This window comes from Pseudonocardia sp. 2-7, from assembly GCF_056341085.1.
The window spans coordinates 1401818-1420444 of record NZ_CP094507.1; the positions used below are offsets into that span (position 1 = coordinate 1401818).

Genomic DNA, 18627 nt, shown 5'->3' on the forward strand with positions numbered 1-18627 from the left:
TGTGCACAGGGCCGCCCGGGCCGAGCCGACCGCCCCGCCCGGACCGCGCGTCCGGGCGGGGCGGCCGTGCGCCGGGGGTGGGTCAGTCCTCCTGCAGGACGGCCTGCACGTCGAGGTCGATCCGCAGCGTCCGGCCGACGGCCAGCACCCCGGCCAGCACCGACTGGTTCCAGTCGATCGCGAACTCGTCGCGGGAGATCTCGGTGGTGGCGGTGAACGCCGCCCGGGTGCCGCCCCACAGGTCGGGGCCGGTGCCGCCGTAGGTCATGTGCAGGTCGACGGGGGCCTTGACGCCCTTGAGCGCCAGCATCCCGTGCACCGTCCAGCGGGTGGCGTCGACGCGGGTCAGGCCGTCGCCCTCGTAGCCGATGGCCGGGTGGGTCTCGACGTCGAGGAAGTCCGCGGTCCGCAGGTGGGTGTCGCGGTCGGGGTCGTCGGAGTCCACCGAGCCCGCGTCGATCGACACGCTCACCGAGCTGGCCTCGAACGGGTCGGCCACCCGCAGGTCGCCGGAGAACCGGCGCAGCCTGCCGTGGATGCGGCTCATCCCCAGGTGCAGCGCGGTGGCCCGGATGCTGGAGTGCTGCGGGTCGATCCGCCACAGGCCCGGGGTGGGCAGCACCGCGCCGCCCGCCCGGGCGAGCTCGACGCGGCCCAGGTCGGTGCCGTCCCCGGCGAGGGAGACCGCCCGCGCCGACGGCTCGTACCCCGCCGCGGCGACGACGACCGTGTGCGGCCCCGCCGCCAGCTCCGCCACCGCGAACCCGCCGTCGGCCCGGCTGGCCGCCCGGCCCCGCTGCACGCCGGTGGCGTCCATGACGGTGACCGTCGCGCCGGTCACCGGCCAGCCGTCGGGGGTGCTCAGCCGTCCGTAGAGCTCAGCCACGTCCCTGCTCCGTCCTCGTCGGGTCGCCGATCCGGTCGTCGGTCGGGTCGGGGGCGCCGAAGCGCACCTCGACCGGTGTGGTCGCGCCGCGCGCCACCTGCACCGCGACGACGACCGGCGCCCAGCCGCTCGCCGTCAGCTCGTGCCGTCCGGGCGGGAGCCCGTGCAGCTCGTAGCTGCCGTCCCGGCCGGTGGTGGTCTCGGCGACGGTGCGCCCGTCGCTGTCGCCGATCACGATCCGCGCCCCGGGGACCGGGCGGCCGTCGCCGCTGCGCGCGACGCCGGCGATCCCGGCCAGGGCCGGGAACCGCAGCTCCACCGGCGGCCCGGCCGGGTCGGCGTCGACCGTGCGGGCCAGCGGCCCGTGCCCGGGTGCGGTCGCGGTGAGGGTGTGCGGGCCGGTACCGGGGGTCTCGGCCAGGAACCGGCCCGCCGGGTCGGTCGGCGTGTGCGCGACGACCTCGCCCGCGGTGTCGATCAGCGTGACGGCGGCGCCCCCGATCGGGCGGCCCGCGGCGTCGGTCAGCGTGCCCCGCACCGTGCCGCCGCCGGCGACGGTCACGTCGTGCCGCGCGGGGGAGGCGACGACGGCGACGAGCCCGGCGTCGGGCCCGGCACCGTCGGTGCGGGTCACCACCAGATAGGTCCCGCCGGTGGTCAGGGCCACGGCGTAGGTGCCGTCGCCGCCGGTGACGGCCCGCCCGTGCTGGCGCCCGTCCAGGTCGGTGACGGTGACGGTCGCGCCCGGCACGGGGGTGCCGGACCGCCCCCGCACGGTGCCGACGACCGCAGGTCCGTCCCGTTCCGGTGTCACGTCGCGACCTCCCAGGTTAGTTGCGCATCGCAACGATAACCCTCCCGGGTGGACGGTGCGTCACCCGCACCGGTGTCGCCGGGCGGTGATCGTGTCGTGCCGCATCCCAGGACTTGCGTCACGTGTAACCGGTGGTAACGTTACCGGCGGTTACAGCACTGACGTCGTTGTCTGCGAGGAGTCGACATGACCGCCACCGTTCCGGAGCACGGGCTCGAGGCCGGGGACGTCCGGCACGCAGCGGACCGGCACACCGCCGAGCGTCACGACACCGCCGAGCGTCTCCTGCGCTCGTCCGCGGAGCTGTCGTTCGACCCGTCCACCCAGGTCGACTGGGAGACCCCGCTGAACCCCGACGACCACGGCATGAGCCCGGAGTGGAGCAGCCTCTACGGCACCGACTACTGGGCGGGGCTGTCCGAGGCGAAGCGCAAGGAGCTGACCCGCCACGAGGCCGCCTCGGTCGCCTCCACCGGCATCTGGTTCGAGATGATCCTGCAGCAGCTGGTCCTGCGGGACTTCTACGCCAAGGACCCGACCGACCCGTCGTTCCAGTGGGCCCTGACCGAGATCGCCGACGAGTGCCGGCACTCGATCATGTTCGCCCGCGGTTCGGCGAAGCTCGGGGCCCCCGCGTACGTCCCGAAGCGCTCCACGGTCGCGCTCGGCCGCTTCTGCGCCGCCACCTGGCGGGGCGAGGCCGCCTACGCCTCCATCCTGGTCGCCGAGGAGGTCCTCGACGTCATGCAGCGCGACTGGATGCGCGACGAGCGGGTCGCCCCGTTCGTGCGGACCATCTCCAACATCCACGTGGTGGAGGAGTCGCGGCACATGAAGTTCGCCCGCGAGGAGACCAAGGAGAACCTGCGCGGCGCCGGCCCTGTCCGTCGTCACTGGCAGGCGCTGGCCGTCGCGATGGCCGCGTACTTCATCGTGACCAGCATGTGGAACGAGGAGGTCTACGCCAACGTCGGCCTCGACACCCGGCGGGCCCTGCGCGAGGCGGCCGCCAACGAGCACCACAAGGCGCTGCTGCGCTCCTCCTGCGCCGGGCTCATGGAGTTCCTGGGATCCTGCGGCCTGCTGACCAGGCCCGCGCTGTACTTCTACCGTCGCGCGAACCTGATCTGACCCGGAGCCGGCCGTGCCCTTCGCGATCACCCAGACCTGCTGCACCGACGCGTCCTGCGTGGCGGCCTGCCCGGTCAACTGCATCCACCCGACGCCCGACGAGGCGGACTTCGCCACGACCGACATGCTCTACATCGACCCGCGGGCGTGCATCGACTGCGGGGCGTGTGCCGACGCCTGCCCGGTCGACGCGATCTTCCCGGTGGAGAGGCTGAGCGCGTCGCTCGCCGGGTACGCAGAGGTCAACGCGGACTACTACGAGGGCAAGCCGGTCGCCGGGAAGCTGGAGGACGACTCCCCGCTGTTCCACCAGTGGTACCCGCTCAGGTTCACGCGGTCGCTGCCCGCGGACATGGCCCCGCTCGACGTCGCCGTCGTCGGGACCGGGCCCGCCGGGATGTACGCCGCCCAGGACCTGCTCCTGCACACCTCGTCGACGGTCACGCTCTACGACCGGCTCGACGTCGCGGGCGGGCTGGTGCGGTTCGGGGTCGCGCCCGACCACCCGTCGACGAAGGGGATCGGGGAGTCCTTCGCCCGCTTCCACACCCACCCGCGGGTGCGGATGCGCCTGGGTACCGAGGTCGGCCGCGACGTCACCGCCGACGAGCTCGCGCAGCGCCACGACGCCGTCATCTGGGCCGTCGGGGCGCCCGTGCCGCGCGACCTGGGCCTGCCGGGGGAGGGGCGAGTCGGCAGCATCGCCGCCGACACCGTCGTGGGCTGGTACAACGGCCACCCCGACGTGCCGCGTGACGCCGTGGACACCGCGGCGGGACGGGTCGTCGTGGTCGGCACCGGCAACGTCGCGATCGACGTCGCCCGGGTCCTCACCGCGCCCGCCGCGGACCTGGAGGGCACCCCGATCGATCCTGCCGCGCTGGCCGCCCTGCGCACCGGTGCGATCACCGAGGTCGTGCTGCTCGCCCGCCGTGGCCCGGAAGCGGTCGCCGCGACCGCGCCGGAGCTGCGCGAGCTGCTGGGCCGCAGCACGGTCGAGGTCGTGGTCGACGAGCACGACCCCCGCATCGCCGAGTCCCTCGACGGCCCCGCCGCGTCCCCGTCGCACGCGCTGCTGCGCGGCGCCCGCCGGGAGAAGATCGACTGGTCGGTGCCCGCGGAGCGCCCGCGGGTGGTGTTCCGGTTCCACTCGGCGCCCGAACGGGTCGACGGCACCACCCGGGCCCGCGGGGTGCACACCGCCGACGGGACCGACATCCCGGCCGACCTGGTCGTGCGCGCCGTCGGGCACCGAGGCCGCCCGGTCGCCGGCCTGCCCTTCGACGACGACCGCGGCGTCGTCCCGCACGACGCGGGCCGCGTCGAGGGCCGTCCCGGCCACTACGTCGTCGGCTGGATCAAGCGGGGCCCGTCCGGGGGGATCGGCACCAACCGCACCTGCGCGGCCGAGACCGTCGGGTCCCTGCTCGACGACGCCGTCGCCGGCCGGCTCCCGTCGCGCCGCCCGGCCTCGCGCCTGGGCGCCATCACCCGGCGGCTCCGCCGGAGCTGACCGCCCCTGGTCAGCGGCTCAGGTCCAGCAGGGACAGCGCGCCGCGCAGCACGTCGTCGATCCGTGCGAGCGGGACGGTGCGGCGCCACCCGTCGAGCCCGGCGCGCACCAGGATCCGCCCGGGAGCCAGGTCGATCCCGTGCAGCCGCAGCGCACCGGGCAGCCCGGGCAGCTCGACCCGGCCCGAGCGGATCGCCGCCAGCGGGCTGCGGTCGACCACCGCCCGCACCGAGCGACGGGTGTCCGCCGACCGGGGTGGCCCCATCCACCGCCCGGCGACGGTCAGGCCGGTGACCTTCCAGGACAGGGTGTGCCCGTCCACCGACACGGCGAGGTCGGCGGCCCCGAGCCCGGGACGGCGACGCAGCCGGGCCCGGGCGACGCCGTCGGCGTCGACACCCACCTCGACCTGCGGCACGTGCTCGCGCAGCCGCCCGGCGACCCAGTCCGGGTCGAGCTCGGCCTCGATCTCCACCGGACCGGCCACCAGCTCCGGGGCGAGCCCGGGGCGCAGCCGCACGTCGGCGGCGGTCACGGTGAGCCCGCGCAGCGCGAGGCCGGACCGGACGACGTCGCGCGCGGCCAGGGTGACCGTGGCGAACCGCCCGGTCGTCAGCGCCCGGGCACCGAGCCCCGACGACGTGACGGCCGTCGGCACCAGCCGTACCTCCGACCCGCGGGAACGCAGCGTGGTCGGGCGTCCGACGTAGCGCAGCCGCGCGGCTTCCAGCAGCGCGCGCAGCAGCAGCGCCGACCCGGGCGCCGTGCCCGCGTCCAGCAGGGCCGACGCCGCGGAGACCCCGGCCGGCGTCTCGACTGCCATGGCGCTGGGGGCTCCCTCGGACGGTGGACGGGGTCGGTCCGAGCCTCGCAGGCCCGGCGGCGACCCGCCCGGCCGCGGCCGGGGTGTGCGACGACCCGCACGGCGTGGTCGGCCGGTGGCGCGACGGCGGTCGCGCGGCGCCGGCGCACCGGCACCGCCGGCCGCCCCCGGTCGTCCGGTCGCGGACGGCGGGCCACCCCGGCGGAGCGCGGGGGGACCGTCGTCCTTCCGCTGTCCCGCAAGGCCTTCCGGGTCCCGGGAATGGCCTCATCGGGTTGTTTACGGACGCTCGTGAGAGTGATCGACGGGCTCCGGTCTGCACAGGTGCACAGGTGGTGTCGGCACCGTCTGTCATGGCAGTGATGCGCTCTCCCGTCCCGGAGACCGACGTGATCGCCGGCCGCTACATCCTGGCGACCCATGTCGGTATCGGGTCGACGGGCGACGGTGTACCGGGCGTGGGACCCGCACGAGGACCGGGTGGTCGCGGTCAAGCTGTTCCTCGACCGCCACGACGCCGACGGCGTGGACCGGCAGTGCCGTGAGCTGCGGACCATGGCCCACCTGGACCATCCGGGCCTGGTGCGGCTGCTGGGCGGGGGAGTCGACCGCGGCCGACCCTTCCTGGTGGCCGAGCTCGTCGAGGGGGAGACGCTCGCGGCCCGGCTGGCCCGTGGCCCGCTGCCGGTCGAGCGGGCCGTCGCGATCGGCGCCGACATCGCGTCGGGGCTCGCGCACCTGCACAGCCGTGGGGTGGTGCACCGCGACGTGAAGCCCGCCAACATCCTGCTCTGTTCCGACACCGGCCGGGCGCGGCTCACCGACTTCGGCATCGCCCGCGTGCTGGGCCACTCCGTGCTGACCCGGACCGACGCCGTCCTGGGGACCGCGGCCTACCTCGCGCCCGAGCAGGTCGCCGGTGCGACCGTCGGGCCCGCCGCGGACGTGCACGCTCTCGGCCTGGTCCTGCTCGAGGCGCTCACCGGAGAGCGGGAGTACCCGGGGACCACGGTGGAGTCCGCCGTCGCCCGGCTGCACCGGCCACCGCGTGTCCCGGACGAGCTGCCGGCCCGGCTGCACCGGGCGTTGTCCGACTCGACCAGCCGGCACCCGGGGGACCGGCCGGCCGTCGCCGACCTCGCCGTCGGCCTCCGGTACCCCCGACGACCGCCGGAACTCCGGGGAGACGGTGGGTCCGGATCGTCGTAGCCTGCGCGGGTGCCGGACATCACCACCTTGATCCTCGACGACCACGCCTGGTTCCGCCGACAGTTCGCCGCGCTGGACGAGCTCCAGGCCCGCGACTCCGACCCCCGTGAGCTCGCCCGCCTCTGGGAGCCGCTCGCCGCGCGCCTCGACGTGCACGCCCTCGCCGAGGAGAAGATCTTCTACCCGCAGCTCCTCGCGCACGGGGAGGACCCGGAGGACGAGACGCTCGACGCCATCGGGGACCACAACGAGATCCGCGACGGCGTCGCGCAGGCCGAGCGCAGCCCGGTCGGCAGCGGCCAGTGGTGGGAGGGCGTGTGGGCCGCCCGCCGCGCCAACGACGAGCACATGGGCGAGGAGGAGAACGAGGGCCTCGCCAACTTCCGCCTGAACGCCACCACCGGCCTGCGCGAGTCGCTCGGCCGGCAGTTCGCCGAGTTCCTCGACGCCCACCCCACCACCGCGGGCCTCGACAACTCCGACAAGGACCCCGAGGCCTACGTCGACGAGGTCCGGGCCGAGATCGACCCGTCCGACCCGACCCGTGACGGGCTCGGCATCGGCAGTCTGAAGGGGAAGTAGACGTGGCCGTGCACGACCACCTCCTGCGGGAGAAGGCACCCATCCCCACGACCGCCTGGAAGGCCGTCGACGACGAGGCGCGCGAGCGCCTGACCCCGCTCCTGGCCGGGCGCCGCCTCGCCGACTGGACCGGGACCGCGGGCTGGCAGACGTCGTCGGTCGACCTCGGTCGCTCACAGCGGCTCGACGGGCCGCCGCCGGGCGTCGCCGTCGACGGCATCACGGCCCGCCTGCGCCGGGTGCAGCCGCTCGCCGAGTTCCGGGTCCCGTTCACGGTGTCCCGCGACGAGATCGACGACCTGCAGCGCGGCGCGCAGGACCCGGAGTTCGACGACCTCGCCCGCGCCGCGCGCGCGGCCGCCGCGATCGAGAACCGCGCGATCTTCCACGGCTGGCCGGAGGCCGGCTTCGCCGGCATCGCGGACGTCTCGCCCTACGACACCGTGGCCCTGGGCGACAACCCCGACACCTACCCCGGCGCCGTCGCCCGTGCGGTGGACCAGCTGCGCCGCAACGGCATCGAGGGCCCCTACGCGATGGCGATCGCGCCCGAGGGCTACACCCGCATCGTGGAGACCGCCGAGCACGGCGGCTACCCGCTGTTCGAACACCTGAGCCGCATCCTCGGCGGGCAGATCCTGCGCGCCCACGGCCTCGACGGGGCCGTGGTCGTCAGCCAGCGCGGCGGGGACTTCCTGCTCGACGTCGGCCAGGACCTGGCGATCGGCTACTCCGACCACGACGCGCGCGAGGTGCACCTCTACCTGGAGGAGAGCTTCACCTTCCGCGCCGTCGAGCCGGACGCGAGCGTGCGCCTGCGCTGACCCGCGACCCGCCACCGGCCGTGCCCCGTCGTGATCCGGCGGGGCACAGTCGTGTGCGGATAGTGTGCCCCCGGCAGGACTCGAACCTGCGACCTAGAGATTAGAAGGCTCTTGCTCTATCCAGCTGAGCTACGAGGGCCGGCCGCCCCGGACCTCGTCCGGTGCGCTCCCACCGTAGCGAGGAGGGCAAGCGATCACGGCTGCGGCACCGCCGTCACGAACCACCCGATCCGGCCCGTGTGCTGGGCGGAGTGCCATCCGACCGGTTGAAGCACACGCCGAACGGGCCTCGCCTGCGACGCTGACGGACCGTGACGTCCATACTGTCCCCATGGTGCTGGGACTGCGATCCGCGCTCGGGTCGGATGTGGGCCGTCGCCGGACGTCGAACCAGGACTCCGGAGCGACGACCGGCCGACTGCTGATCGTGGCCGACGGGATGGGCGGTCACGCCCATGGCGAGATCGCGAGTGCGACGACGGTGTCGGTGTTCACCGAGCTGGAGGCCCGCCTCCCGCAGGACCTCAGCGACATCGATCTTGCCGCCGAGCTGACCGAGGCACTCAACGACGCCACGGACCGGCTGGCCCGCCGCGCCGCGGACGAGCCGGAGATGCGGGGGATGGGCACGACCGTCGTCTCGCTGCTCCTCACCGGTGACCAGCTCGCGCTCGCCCACATCGGCGACTCGCGCATCTACCTGCTGCGGGGTGGCGAGCTGAGCCGTCTCACCCACGACCACACGATGGTCCAGCAGCTCGTCGACCAGGGTCAGATCACCCTGGAGGAGGCGGCGCACCACCCGCGCCGGTCCGTCCTGATGCGTGCGCTGAGCACCGACCACGCGCCGGACCCGGACCTCGACCGCGTCGACATCCTCGCCGGGGACCGCTATCTGCTCTGCTCGGACGGCGTCACCGCGGTGCTCGACGACGACGCCCTGCACCGCGAGCTCGCCTCCGGCGCCGAGCCGGACCAGGTCGTCACCCGGCTCATCGCACTCGCCAACGAGGGCGGCGGGCCCGACAACATCACCGCGATCGTCGCCGACGTCGTGGAGATCGACGACCTCGACGGCCCGGGTCAGGACCTGCGGATCGCCGGGGCCGTCGCCGAGATCGCCACCGCGGACTGACGCTCAGCGCCGGGCCACCACCCGGCGCAGCCGCACCGTGCGGACCGCCGAACGGTGCGCCGCGAGGTCCGCCCGGGCCCGCTCCGGCAGATCGGGCGGGTAGACGCCGGCCGCGCACAGCTCGTCCGCACCCTTCGACGCCTCGACCCCGTCGAGGGTGAAGTCGAGACGGTCGTCGGCGAGTACGGCGAAGTCCGCGGCGGCCGCGAGCCATTCCGGGTGTTCGACGGCCGACCGGTGCCGCCACGCGTCACGCACCGCCTTCCGCAGCGCGCCCCCACCCCAGCCGAACGACCGGGGCGCCGGCACCAGGACCGAGATGAGCCCGTGAGGGGCGAGTACCCGCCGCAGCTCCGCGAAGAGACCGTCGATGTCCCGGAGGGGGGGAGCAGCATCGGCACGGCGACCCGGTCCACCGACCGCGTCCGCAGCGGGAGCGCCACGGCCGAGGATGTGATCCACAGGGGCTCGCTGTCCCCCGCCTCCACCACCAGCCGCCCGGCGACGACGGTCGCCCGTACCCGGCTCGTCGCACCCGGGGTACGGCACCAGGCCGCCGCGGTGAGCTCCGCGCCGGCACGCAGCCGGTGCAGGACGGGCGGGAGGACGTCTCCGTCGGGGTGCACGCGCCGAGTCTCGCGTGCCGACGGACGGCTCCCACCAGCCACCACGACGAACGGCCGACCGCGGACGACGATCGTGATCACCTGCCCCGACCGGTCTCCGTCGGGGAGGAGCCCCCGCCTGCCGACCGCTCGTCGCGGCCGGACGCCGCGACGGACGGTCGAAAAAAATTCTGAAACTTGTTGGCGGGCAGGCGGACGCGGGACGAACGACGGGTGGAGCACCGGTTCCGGACGCCGTCGTGAGCTTCCACTTGCGCGATCGGCGCTGGTCAACCAGTATCCGGAGTGAGCTCGTCAGGGCGACCGTTCGTCGCTCGACAGGGTCGGGCTCGACCGTGGTGCTGTGCGGCCCGGAGGCGGGTTCGCCCAGGTCAGCGCGGGTTTCCGACCCCGGTTTGACGTGCCCGAATGCCATGCCGTAACTTTCTTCCTGTCAGCGAGTGAGCCGGACAGAACGGGCCCTGAGGCCCGGTCAACAGGCCCCGCGGACAGTGACCCCCGGTGGTTCATCGAGTTTCTCGGTGTGATTGTCTTGGTGGGTCAAGGCGATCCGTCTTCAGGATCCTGCTTCCTTGTTGGGGGGTGGGTGAGTGCGGTGCGGGTGTCTTTTGAGAACTCAACAGTGTGTCGAGCTATTTTGATTCGGTTTGGCGTTTTGTGCCAAATTGTTTGTTTGGTTGCAGCATTCGATCCCGTCGGGTGTTGTGGCTAGTTGTTTGTTGCAAGTCAGGGTTTTGTTGGAGAGTTTGATCCTGGCTCAGGACGAACGCTGGCGGCGTGCTTAACACATGCAAGTCGAGCGGTAAGGCCCTTTCGGGGGTACACGAGCGGCGAACGGGTGAGTAACACGTGGGTGACCTGCCCTCCACTCTGGGATAAGCCCGGGAAACTGGGTCTAATACCGGATAGGACCACTGATCGCATGGTTGGTGGTGGAAAGTTTTTTCGGTGGGGGATGGGCCCGCGGCCTATCAGCTTGTTGGTGGGGTGATGGCCTACCAAGGCGGTGACGGGTAGCCGGCCTGAGAGGGCGACCGGCCACACTGGGACTGAGACACGGCCCAGACTCCTACGGGAGGCAGCAGTGGGGAATATTGCGCAATGGGCGGAAGCCTGACGCAGCGACGCCGCGTGGGGGATGACGGCCTTCGGGTTGTAAACCTCTTTCGCCAGGGACGAAGAGCGATTGACGGTACCTGGAGAAGAAGCACCGGCCAACTACGTGCCAGCAGCCGCGGTAACACGTAGGGTGCGAGCGTTGTCCGGAATTATTGGGCGTAAAGAGCTCGTAGGCGGTGTGTCGCGTCGGCCGTGAAAACTTGGGGCTTAACTCTGAGCGTGCGGTCGATACGGGCATCACTTGAGTTCGGCAGGGGAGACTGGAATTCCTGGTGTAGCGGTGAAATGCGCAGATATCAGGAGGAACACCGGTGGCGAAGGCGGGTCTCTGGGCCGATACTGACGCTGAGGAGCGAAAGCGTGGGGAGCGAACAGGATTAGATACCCTGGTAGTCCACGCCGTAAACGTTGGGCGCTAGGTGTGGGGACCATTCCACGGTTTCTGTGCCGCAGCTAACGCATTAAGCGCCCCGCCTGGGGAGTACGGCCGCAAGGCTAAAACTCAAAGGAATTGACGGGGGCCCGCACAAGCGGCGGAGCATGTGGATTAATTCGATGCAACGCGAAGAACCTTACCTGGGTTTGACATGCACCAGACATCCCTAGAGATAGGGCTTCCCTTGTGGTTGGTGTGCAGGTGGTGCATGGCTGTCGTCAGCTCGTGTCGTGAGATGTTGGGTTAAGTCCCGCAACGAGCGCAACCCTTGTTCCATGTTGCCAGCACGTAATGGTGGGGACTCATGGGAGACTGCCGGGGTCAACTCGGAGGAAGGTGGGGATGACGTCAAGTCATCATGCCCCTTATGTCCAGGGCTTCACACATGCTACAATGGCTCATACAGAGGGCTGCGAGACCGTGAGGTGGAGCGAATCCCTTAAAGTGAGTCTCAGTTCGGATCGGGGTCTGCAACTCGACCCCGTGAAGTTGGAGTCGCTAGTAATCGCAGATCAGCAACGCTGCGGTGAATACGTTCCCGGGCCTTGTACACACCGCCCGTCACGTCACGAAAGTTGGTAACACCCGAAGCCGGCGGCCCAACCCTTGTGGAGGGAGCTGTCGAAGGTGGGACTGGCGATTGGGACGAAGTCGTAACAAGGTAGCCGTACCGGAAGGTGCGGCTGGATCACCTCCTTTCTAAGGAGTCCCATCATGTGATGGGGCGCCACGATGCTCTGTGAGTTGTGCTCATGGTGAGTCTGTGGTTCCTTCATTGAATCGCATTTGCGGCCTCGTTCGTGGGTCGGGTGCGTTGGGTGGAACGCAGTACGTCGGACCGTTTGGCTTGGCACACTGTTGGGTCCTGAGAGGACATCCTGTGGTTCTTCGGAGCTGGGGTTGTTTTCTTTGGCCGCTCTGGTTGAGAGCTTCCTAACGCCTGCGTGTGTGGGTGGTGGTTGTTTCTTGGTCTGGTGTGGTTGTGGGTTGAGTGTTGCATAGTGGATGCGAGCATCTTGTTGTGGTCAAGTTGTTAAGAGCACATGGTGGATGCCTGGGCATCAGGAGCCGATGAAGGACGTGGGAGGCCGCGATAGGCCTCGGGGAGCTGTCAACCGAGCTGTGATCCGAGGGTGTCCGAATGGGGAAACCCAGCGCCCGTCATGGGGCGTTACCCGTACCTGAATTCATAGGGTGCGTGGAGGGAACGTGGGGAAGTGAAACATCTCAGTACCCACAGGAAGAGAAAACAATAGTGATTCCGTGAGTAGTGGCGAGCGAAAGCGGAAGAGGCTAAACCGTGTCCGTGTCAAGCCGGCAGGCGTTGCGGGTGCGGGGTTGTGAGACGTGTCGTTCATCTTCTGCCGAGGGTGGGACAGCAAGTGCCTGTGTTAGCGGAACGACTCTGGGATGGTCGGCCGTAGTGGGTGATAGCCCCGTACGCGAAAACACTGGGTTCTGTTGTGGGCGTGTTCTCGAGTAGCAGCGAGCCCGTGAAATTCGCTGTGAATCTGGCGGGACCACCCGTCAAGCCTAAATACTACCTGATGACCGATAGCGGACAAGTACCGTGAGGGAAAGGTGAAAAGTACCCCGGGAGGGGAGTGAAATAGTACCTGAAACCGTGTGCTTACAAGCCGTCAGAGCCTTTCGGGGTGATGGCGTGCCTTTTGAAGAATGAGCCTGCGAGTTATGCTTCGTGGCGAGGTTAACCTGTGTGGGGTAGCCGTAGCGAAAGCGAGTCCGAATAGGGCGTCTGAGTCGCGGGGTGTAGACCCGAAGCGGAGTGATCTACCCATGGCCAGGGTGAAGCGTCGGTAAGACGTCGTGGAGGCCCGAACCCACCAGGGTTGAAAACCTGGGGGATGAGCTGTGGGTAGGGGTGAAAGGCCAATCAAACTTCGTGATAGCTGGTTCTCCCCGAAATGCATTTAGGTGCAGCGTCGTGTGTTTCTCACCGGAGGTAGAGCACTGGATGGCCTAGGGGGCCGACAAGCTTACCGAAGTCAGCCAAACTCCGAATGCCGGTGAGTGAGAGCGCGGCAGTGAGACTGCGGGGGATAAGCTTCGTGGTCGAGAGGGAAACAGCCCAGATCACCGGCTAAGGCCCCTAAGCGTGCGCTAAGTGGGAAAGGATGTGGGATCGCCCGGACAACCAGGAGGTTGGCTTAGAAGCAGCCACCCTTGAAAGAGTGCGTAATAGCTCACTGGTCAAGTGGTCCTGCGCCGACAATGTAGCGGGGCTCAAGCGCACCGCCGAAGCCGTGGCAATGACACTTAGGTGTTGTTGGGTAGGGGAGCGTCCTGCATCTGGTGAAGCCCGGGAGTGATTTACGGGTGGAGGGTGTGGGAGTGAGAATGCAGGCATGAGTAGCGAATGCAGAGTGAGAATCTCTGCCGCCGGATGACCAAGGGTTCCTGGGCCAGGTTGTTCCGCCCAGGGTGAGCCGGGACCTAAGGCGAGGCCGTCAGGCGTAGTCGATGGACAACGGGTTGATATTCCCGTGCTCGTGATAGTGCGTCCATGCCGAGGCTGGTGATGCTAACCATCCGAACCCACCTTCGTTCCTTCGGGAGTGTTGTTTGTGGGGGAGCGTGGGATCCGATCTGGTAGTAGGCAAGTGATGGGGTGACGCAGGAGGGTAGCTCCGCCACGCGGTGGTTGTCGTGGTGTAAGCCTGTAGCCCGAGTCCTAGGTAAATCCGGGGCTCATTTAAGGGTGAGAGGTGATGCGTAGCCGATTGAGGCGAAGAGGGTGATCCCATGCTGTCGAGAAAAGCCTCTAGCGAGTGCTGTTGCGGCCCGTACCCCAAACCGACACAGGTGGTCAGGTAGAGAATACCGAGGCGATCGAGCGAACTGTGGTTAAGGAATTCGGCAAAATACCTCCGTAACTTCGGGAGAAGGAGGGCCGGTTGTCTTGAGGCTCCTTGCGGGCTAGGGACGGCCGGTCGCAGAGACCAGGCCCAAGCGACTGTTTACTAAAAACACAGGTCCGTGCGAAGTCGCAAGACGATGTATACGGACTGACGCCTGCCCGGTGCTGGAACGTTAAGAGGACCTGTTAGCTCTTCGGGGCGAAGCGGAGAATTTAAGCGCCAGTAAACGGCGGTGGTAACTATAACCATCCTAAGGTAGCGAAATTCCTTGTCGGGTAAGTTCCGACCTGCACGAATGGCGTAACGACTTGGGCGCTGTCTCGACCACAGACTCGGCGAAATTGCACTACGAGTAAAGATGCTCGTTACGCGCGGCAGGACGGAAAGACCCCGGGACCTTTACTATAGCTTGGTATTGGTGCTCGGTTCGGCTTGTGTAGGATAGGTGGGAGACTGTGAAATCGCCACGCCAGTGGTGGTGGAGTCGTTGTTGAAATACCACTCTGGTCGAATTGGGTGTCTTAACCTCGGGCCATGATCTGGTTCAGGGACAGTGCCTGGTGGGTAGTTTAACTGGGGCGGTTGCCTCCCAAAGAGTAACGGAGGCGCCCAAAGGTTCCCTCAGCCTGGTTGGCAATCAGGTGTTGAGTGTAAGTGCACAAGGGAGCTTGACTGTGAGACTGACGGGTCGAGCAGGGACGAAAGTCGGGACTAGTGATCCGGCACCACCTTGTGGAAGGGGTGTCGCTCAACGGATAAAAGGTACCCCGGGGATAACAGGCTGATCTTGCCCAAGAGTCCATATCGACGGCATGGTTTGGCACCTCGATGTCGGCTCGTCGCATCCTGGGGCTGGAGTAGGTCCCAAGGGTTGGGCTGTTCGCCCATTAAAGCGGTACGCGAGCTGGGTTTAGAACGTCGTGAGACAGTTCGGTCCCTATCCGCCGCGCGCGTTGGAGACTTGAGGAAGGCTGTCCCTAGTACGAGAGGACCGGGACGGACGAACCTCTGGTGTGCCAGTTGTCCCGCCAGGGGCACGGCTGGTTGGCTATGTTCGGGAGGGATAACCGCTGAAGGCATCTAAGCGGGAAGCCTGTTCCAAGATGAGGTCTCCCACCACCTTCGAGTGGGTAAGGCTCCCAGTAGATGACTGGGTTGATAGGCCGGAGATGGAAGCCCTGTGAGGGGTGGAGTTGACCGGTACTAATAGGCCGAGGGCTTGCCACAACGAGTTGTTCGCATCCACTGTGTGACCCTGAGTCCACAACCGTCCATGTTCCCGGTGATCCGGGGATCGTGGGGTCGGTTGGTGTGCTCGACCCCCGTCTCTCGGGTTTTTCTGGGGGGTGGGGTGATAGTTGGATAGTGTTGTCGGTGGTCATTGCGGTAGGGAAACGCCCGGTCCCATTCCGAACCCGGTAGCTAAGCCTTCCAGCGCCGATGGTACTGCACTCGCCAGGGTGTGGGAGAGTAGGTCGTCGCCGACATTCAACTTTCATGGGAGATGCCCCGGACTTTCGAGTCCGGGGCATTTCTCGTTTCCGGACCGTTTCTCGGTCCGATGCGTGATACCCGGCCCGGGTCGGGTATCGGGGTGTCCGATCCCGAGCACTGGTGCGGGTCCCCCTGGGGTCGCTGGTCAGGGGCGTGCCGCTCCCCCGGCGGAGTCGGGAGTCGCATCTCGGGCCCGTCCTGCCGGTCGGCCGCACCTCGCACCCCTTCCTGTGACCTCGCACCCTCTGCAGGGCCTGCGAGGTCACAGAAACATGAGCGACGTGGGGTCCCCGGTGCGGCGTGCCGAACGGCTCGGTCGTCACGGTGCCCGGACAGTGTTGTGTGCGTCGCGGGGCCCGTCGGGCGCTGCCGGGCACGTTCATCGGGTGCGGCGCCCGGCTCGTGGCGGCCGCACGGGACCCCCACCGGCGTCCGTGACATCCACGGCATGCGGCCTACGGCGGACCGTGTCGGGGCGTCCCGCTGATCGCCGGGCGTTCGATGCCGTGCGATCGAGAGCCCGCGTCCGGTGCGTGAGGGAGCAGGAGGCGTCGGGCGGGCGATGGGGACCGCTCCGATCAAGCAGCGGGGTCCGTCTCCGGTCGGCAGGGGACAGGTGAGGTGACGACGCGGGCCGTGCGGCCGCGGTGTCACCGCCCCGGGACGCCGGCCACGGGGACGGACACGTCGGGGTGGGGGAAGCACACCCGACCGACAGTCGTCGTCGCCGGACCGGGTCGGAACGGCCGGTCATCCCCAACGGGCACGGTTGTCCACAGGCTCTGAAGCGACCGCGTCGACGGGGCGTCGGCGGGTGAAGCTCATGGGGACAACGCACCCCAGAGCCCCGGAGGATCCGATGAGCGACAACACCGCCACCATCGTCGGCAACCTGACCCGCACCCCCGTCCTGCGCTACACCGCCAACAGCATCCCGGTCACGGACCTGACGGTCGCGGTCAACCACCGTCGCAAGGACCCGATGACCGAGCAGTGGCACGACGTCGCGTGCACCTACTACACGGTGACGTGCTGGCGGACCCTGGCCGAGCACGCGGTGCGGACGTTCGAGAAGGGACACCGCGTCATCGTCATCGGCCGGATGTACGTCGAGGAGTGGACAGGCCGGGAGGGCAACGTGCGGCAGAGCATCCGGATCGAGCCGTCCAGCGTCGGACTCGACATCCGCTTCTCCCCGGCGGCCGTCGCGCCTCGTCCGTCGGTGTCACAGGGTCCGTCGGTGCCGCAGGCCCGGGACACCGACGACGCCGCGACGCGGTGGGGCGCCCCGCCCGTGGAGGAGCCGGACCACGACGGGTACGACGACGCCTCGGACGAGGCCGAGAGCGCGGAGCTCGACGAGCTCGCGAGGCTGGCGACCGCACCGGCCTCGAGCGGCTGAGCGGGCCCGATCTACCATCGCATCGTGGCGGATCTGATTTACACGATGCGGAACGTGCGTAAGGCGCACGGCGACAAGGTCATCCTGGAGAACGCGTCGATCAGCTTCCTGCCGGGGGCGAAGATCGGCGTCGTGGGCCCCAACGGCGCCGGGAAGTCGACCGTCCTCAAGATCATGGCAGGGCTGGAGAACGCGAACAACGGCGACGCCTTCCTCAAGCCCGGGGCGACGGTCGGCATCCTCCAGCAGGAGCCCCCGCTCAACGAGGAGAAGACCGTCCTCGGGAACGTCGAGGAGGGTCTCGGCGACGTGAAGGTCAAGCTCGATCGGTACAACGCGATCGCCGAGGAGATGGCGACCAACTACACCGACGAGCTGATGGAGGAGATGGGCCAGCTCCAGGAGGAGCTCGACCACGCCGACGCGTGGGAGATCGACTCCCAGCTCGAGCAGGCGATGGACGCACTGCGTTGCCCGCCCGGGGACGCCGAGGTCACCCACCTCTCCGGTGGTGAGCGCCGGCGCGTCGCGCTGTGCAAGCTGCTGCTGTCCCAGCCCGACCTCCTCCTGCTCGACGAGCCCACCAACCACCTCGACGCCGAGAGCGTCCTGTGGCTCGAGCAGTTCCTCGCGAACTACCCGGGCGCCGTCCTCGCGGTCACCCACGACCGGTACTTCCTGGACAACGTCGCGGGCTGGATCCTCGAGCTCGACCGCGGACGCACCTTCCCCTACGAGGGCAACTACTCCACCTACCTGGAGAAGAAGGGCGAGCGCCTCGCCGTCCAGGGCAAGAAGGACGCGAAGCTCCAGAAGCGCCTGAAGGAGGAGCTGGCCTGGGTCCGCTCCAACCCCAAGGCCCGCCAGGCGAAGAGCCGCTCGCGGCTCGACCGCTACGAGGAGATGGCGACCGAGGCCGAGCGGCACAAGAAGCTCGACTTCGAGGAGATCCAGATCCCGCCGGGCCCGCGCCTGGGCAGCCAGGTCGTCGAGGTCTCCCACCTCGACAAGGGTTTCGACGGTCGCCAGCTGATCAAGGATCTCTCCTTCACGCTGCCGCGCAACGGCATCGTCGGCGTGATCGGTCCGAACGGTGTCGGTAAGACGACGCTGTTCAAGACGATCGTCGGTCTGGAGCACCCGGACTCCGGCGAGGTCAAGATCGGCGACACGGTCAAGCTGTCCTACGTCGACCAGAACCGCGGCGGGATCGACCCGAAGAAGACCGTCTTCGAAGTGGTCTCCGACGGGCTCGACTACATCCAGGTCGGCAACACCGAGATGCCGTCGCGCGCCTACGTCGCGGCGTTCGGTTTCAAGGGGCCGGACCAGCAGAAGCCGGCCGGGGTCCTGTCCGGTGGTGAGCGCAACCGCCTCAACCTGGCGCTGACGCTCAAGCAGGGCGGCAACCTGATCCTGCTCGACGAGCCGACGAACGACCTGGACGTCGAGACCCTCGGTTCGCTGGAGAACGCGCTCGAGCAGTTCCCCGGCTGCGCCGTGGTCATCTCCCACGACCGCTGGTTCCTCGACCGGACCTGTACGCACATCCTGGCGTGGGAGGGCACGGACGAGAACCCGGCCGAGTGGTTCTGGTTCGAGGGCAACTTCGAGGCCTACGAGAAGAACAAAGTGGAGCGGCTCGGCGCGGAGGCGGCGCGACCGCACCGGGTCACCCACCGTAAGCTCACCCGCGACTGATCACCGCCCGGTCCGGACCTCCCCATCCGGTCGGGCCGGTCCCCGGCGACGGG

12 protein-coding genes, 1 tRNA gene and 3 rRNA genes are annotated in these 18627 nt (G+C 68.8%); 11 read left to right on the forward strand and 5 right to left on the reverse strand.

Features of this window, described 5'->3' with window-relative positions:
- Positions 1-82: 82 nt before the first annotated feature.
- The gene (locus tag MTO91_RS07045; protein ID WP_251786897.1) at positions 83-886 is read right to left on the reverse strand and encodes a YceI family protein; all 804 of its coding nucleotides are present in this window, start codon (positions 884-886) and stop codon (positions 83-85) included.
- Positions 879-1700 carry an MSCRAMM family protein gene (locus MTO91_RS07050; protein ID WP_476654099.1) on the reverse strand — a complete coding sequence of 274 codons (822 nt, stop codon included), beginning with the start codon at positions 1698-1700 and terminating at the stop codon, positions 879-881. Before MTO91_RS07050 ends, MTO91_RS07045 begins: the two co-directional genes overlap by 8 nt.
- Before the next feature lie 186 nt (positions 1701-1886).
- Here MTO91_RS07050 and MTO91_RS07055 point away from each other — a divergent pair, with 186 nt between their 5' ends.
- Complete coding sequence (locus MTO91_RS07055; RefSeq protein ID WP_476654100.1) at positions 1887-2831, forward strand: AurF N-oxygenase family protein; 945 nt, start codon at positions 1887-1889, stop codon at positions 2829-2831.
- A gap of 13 nt (positions 2832-2844) precedes the next feature.
- Complete coding sequence (locus MTO91_RS07060; protein WP_476654101.1) at positions 2845-4344, forward strand: FAD-dependent oxidoreductase; 1500 nt, start codon at positions 2845-2847, stop codon at positions 4342-4344.
- Positions 4345-4354: 10 nt separating this feature from the next.
- Here MTO91_RS07060 and MTO91_RS07065 read toward each other — a convergent pair whose 3' ends face one another.
- Positions 4355-5167, reverse strand: a complete 813-nt coding sequence (locus tag MTO91_RS07065; RefSeq protein WP_476654102.1) for an LmeA family phospholipid-binding protein — start codon at positions 5165-5167, stop codon at positions 4355-4357.
- Positions 5168-5587: 420 nt separating this feature from the next.
- Here MTO91_RS07065 and MTO91_RS07070 point away from each other — a divergent pair, with 420 nt between their 5' ends.
- Genes MTO91_RS07070 through MTO91_RS07080 form a run of 3 tightly spaced genes read left to right on the forward strand, consistent with a single transcriptional unit; the run spans position 5588 to position 7782 of the window.
- Positions 5588-6376 carry a serine/threonine-protein kinase gene (locus tag MTO91_RS07070; RefSeq protein ID WP_476654103.1) on the forward strand — a complete coding sequence of 263 codons (789 nt, stop codon included), beginning with the start codon at positions 5588-5590 and terminating at the stop codon, positions 6374-6376.
- A gap of 9 nt (positions 6377-6385) precedes the next feature.
- Positions 6386-6958 carry a hemerythrin domain-containing protein gene (locus MTO91_RS07075; protein ID WP_208822666.1) on the forward strand — a complete coding sequence of 191 codons (573 nt, stop codon included), beginning with the start codon at positions 6386-6388 and terminating at the stop codon, positions 6956-6958.
- A 2-nt stretch (positions 6959-6960) separates the two neighbouring features.
- A complete protein-coding gene (locus tag MTO91_RS07080) occupies positions 6961-7782 on the forward strand; it encodes a family 1 encapsulin nanocompartment shell protein (RefSeq protein WP_139282934.1) in 822 nt (273 codons plus the stop codon).
- Between the two features lie 65 nt (positions 7783-7847).
- Here MTO91_RS07080 and MTO91_RS07085 read toward each other — a convergent pair.
- A tRNA-Arg gene (locus MTO91_RS07085) sits at positions 7848-7921 on the reverse strand.
- A gap of 192 nt (positions 7922-8113) precedes the next feature.
- Between MTO91_RS07085 and MTO91_RS07090 the strand changes: the two genes are divergently transcribed.
- On the forward strand, positions 8114-8917 hold the full coding sequence (locus MTO91_RS07090) for a PP2C family protein-serine/threonine phosphatase (protein ID WP_251786930.1): 804 nt from the start codon (positions 8114-8116) through the stop codon (positions 8915-8917).
- Between the two features lie 3 nt (positions 8918-8920).
- On the opposite strand, the gene MTO91_RS07095 is transcribed toward MTO91_RS07090, so the two are convergent.
- Positions 8921-9226: a hypothetical protein gene (locus MTO91_RS07095; RefSeq protein WP_405418724.1), complete on the reverse strand. Its 306-nt coding sequence runs from the start codon at positions 9224-9226 to the stop codon at positions 8921-8923.
- A gap of 1051 nt (positions 9227-10277) precedes the next feature.
- On the opposite strand from MTO91_RS07095, the gene MTO91_RS07100 reads away from it, so the two are divergent.
- From MTO91_RS07100 to ettA, 5 genes are all read left to right on the forward strand, one after another.
- Positions 10278-11797: ribosomal RNA gene (locus tag MTO91_RS07100) — 16S ribosomal RNA — on the forward strand.
- 324 nt (positions 11798-12121) lie between these two features.
- A 23S ribosomal RNA gene (locus tag MTO91_RS07105) occupies positions 12122-15204 on the forward strand.
- A 143-nt stretch (positions 15205-15347) separates the two neighbouring features.
- Positions 15348-15464: ribosomal RNA gene (rrf, locus tag MTO91_RS07110) — 5S ribosomal RNA — on the forward strand.
- Together the 16S, 23S and 5S rRNA genes form the textbook arrangement of a ribosomal RNA operon.
- An 866-nt stretch (positions 15465-16330) precedes the next feature.
- Positions 16331-16873 carry a single-stranded DNA-binding protein gene (locus MTO91_RS07115; RefSeq protein WP_476654104.1) on the forward strand — a complete coding sequence of 181 codons (543 nt, stop codon included), beginning with the start codon at positions 16331-16333 and terminating at the stop codon, positions 16871-16873.
- 24 nt (positions 16874-16897) lie between these two features.
- On the forward strand, positions 16898-18574 hold the full coding sequence (ettA, locus tag MTO91_RS07120; protein ID WP_208826435.1) for an energy-dependent translational throttle protein EttA: 1677 nt from the start codon (positions 16898-16900) through the stop codon (positions 18572-18574).
- Positions 18575-18627 lie beyond the last annotated feature (53 nt).

Excerpts from the sequence above, each read along its gene's own strand:
- MTO91_RS07090 (WP_251786930.1), top strand. The coding sequence starts at position 8,114 with ATGGTGCTGGGACTGCGATCCGCGCTCGGGTCGGATGTGGGCCGTCGC.
- MTO91_RS07070 (WP_476654103.1), top strand. The coding sequence starts at position 5,588 with ATGTCGGTATCGGGTCGACGGGCGACGGTGTACCGGGCGTGGGACCCG.
- MTO91_RS07065 (WP_476654102.1), bottom strand. The coding sequence starts at position 5,167 with ATGGCAGTCGAGACGCCGGCCGGGGTCTCCGCGGCGTCGGCCCTGCTG.
- MTO91_RS07115 (WP_476654104.1), top strand. The coding sequence starts at position 16,331 with ATGAGCGACAACACCGCCACCATCGTCGGCAACCTGACCCGCACCCCC.
- MTO91_RS07055 (WP_476654100.1), top strand. The coding sequence starts at position 1,887 with ATGACCGCCACCGTTCCGGAGCACGGGCTCGAGGCCGGGGACGTCCGG.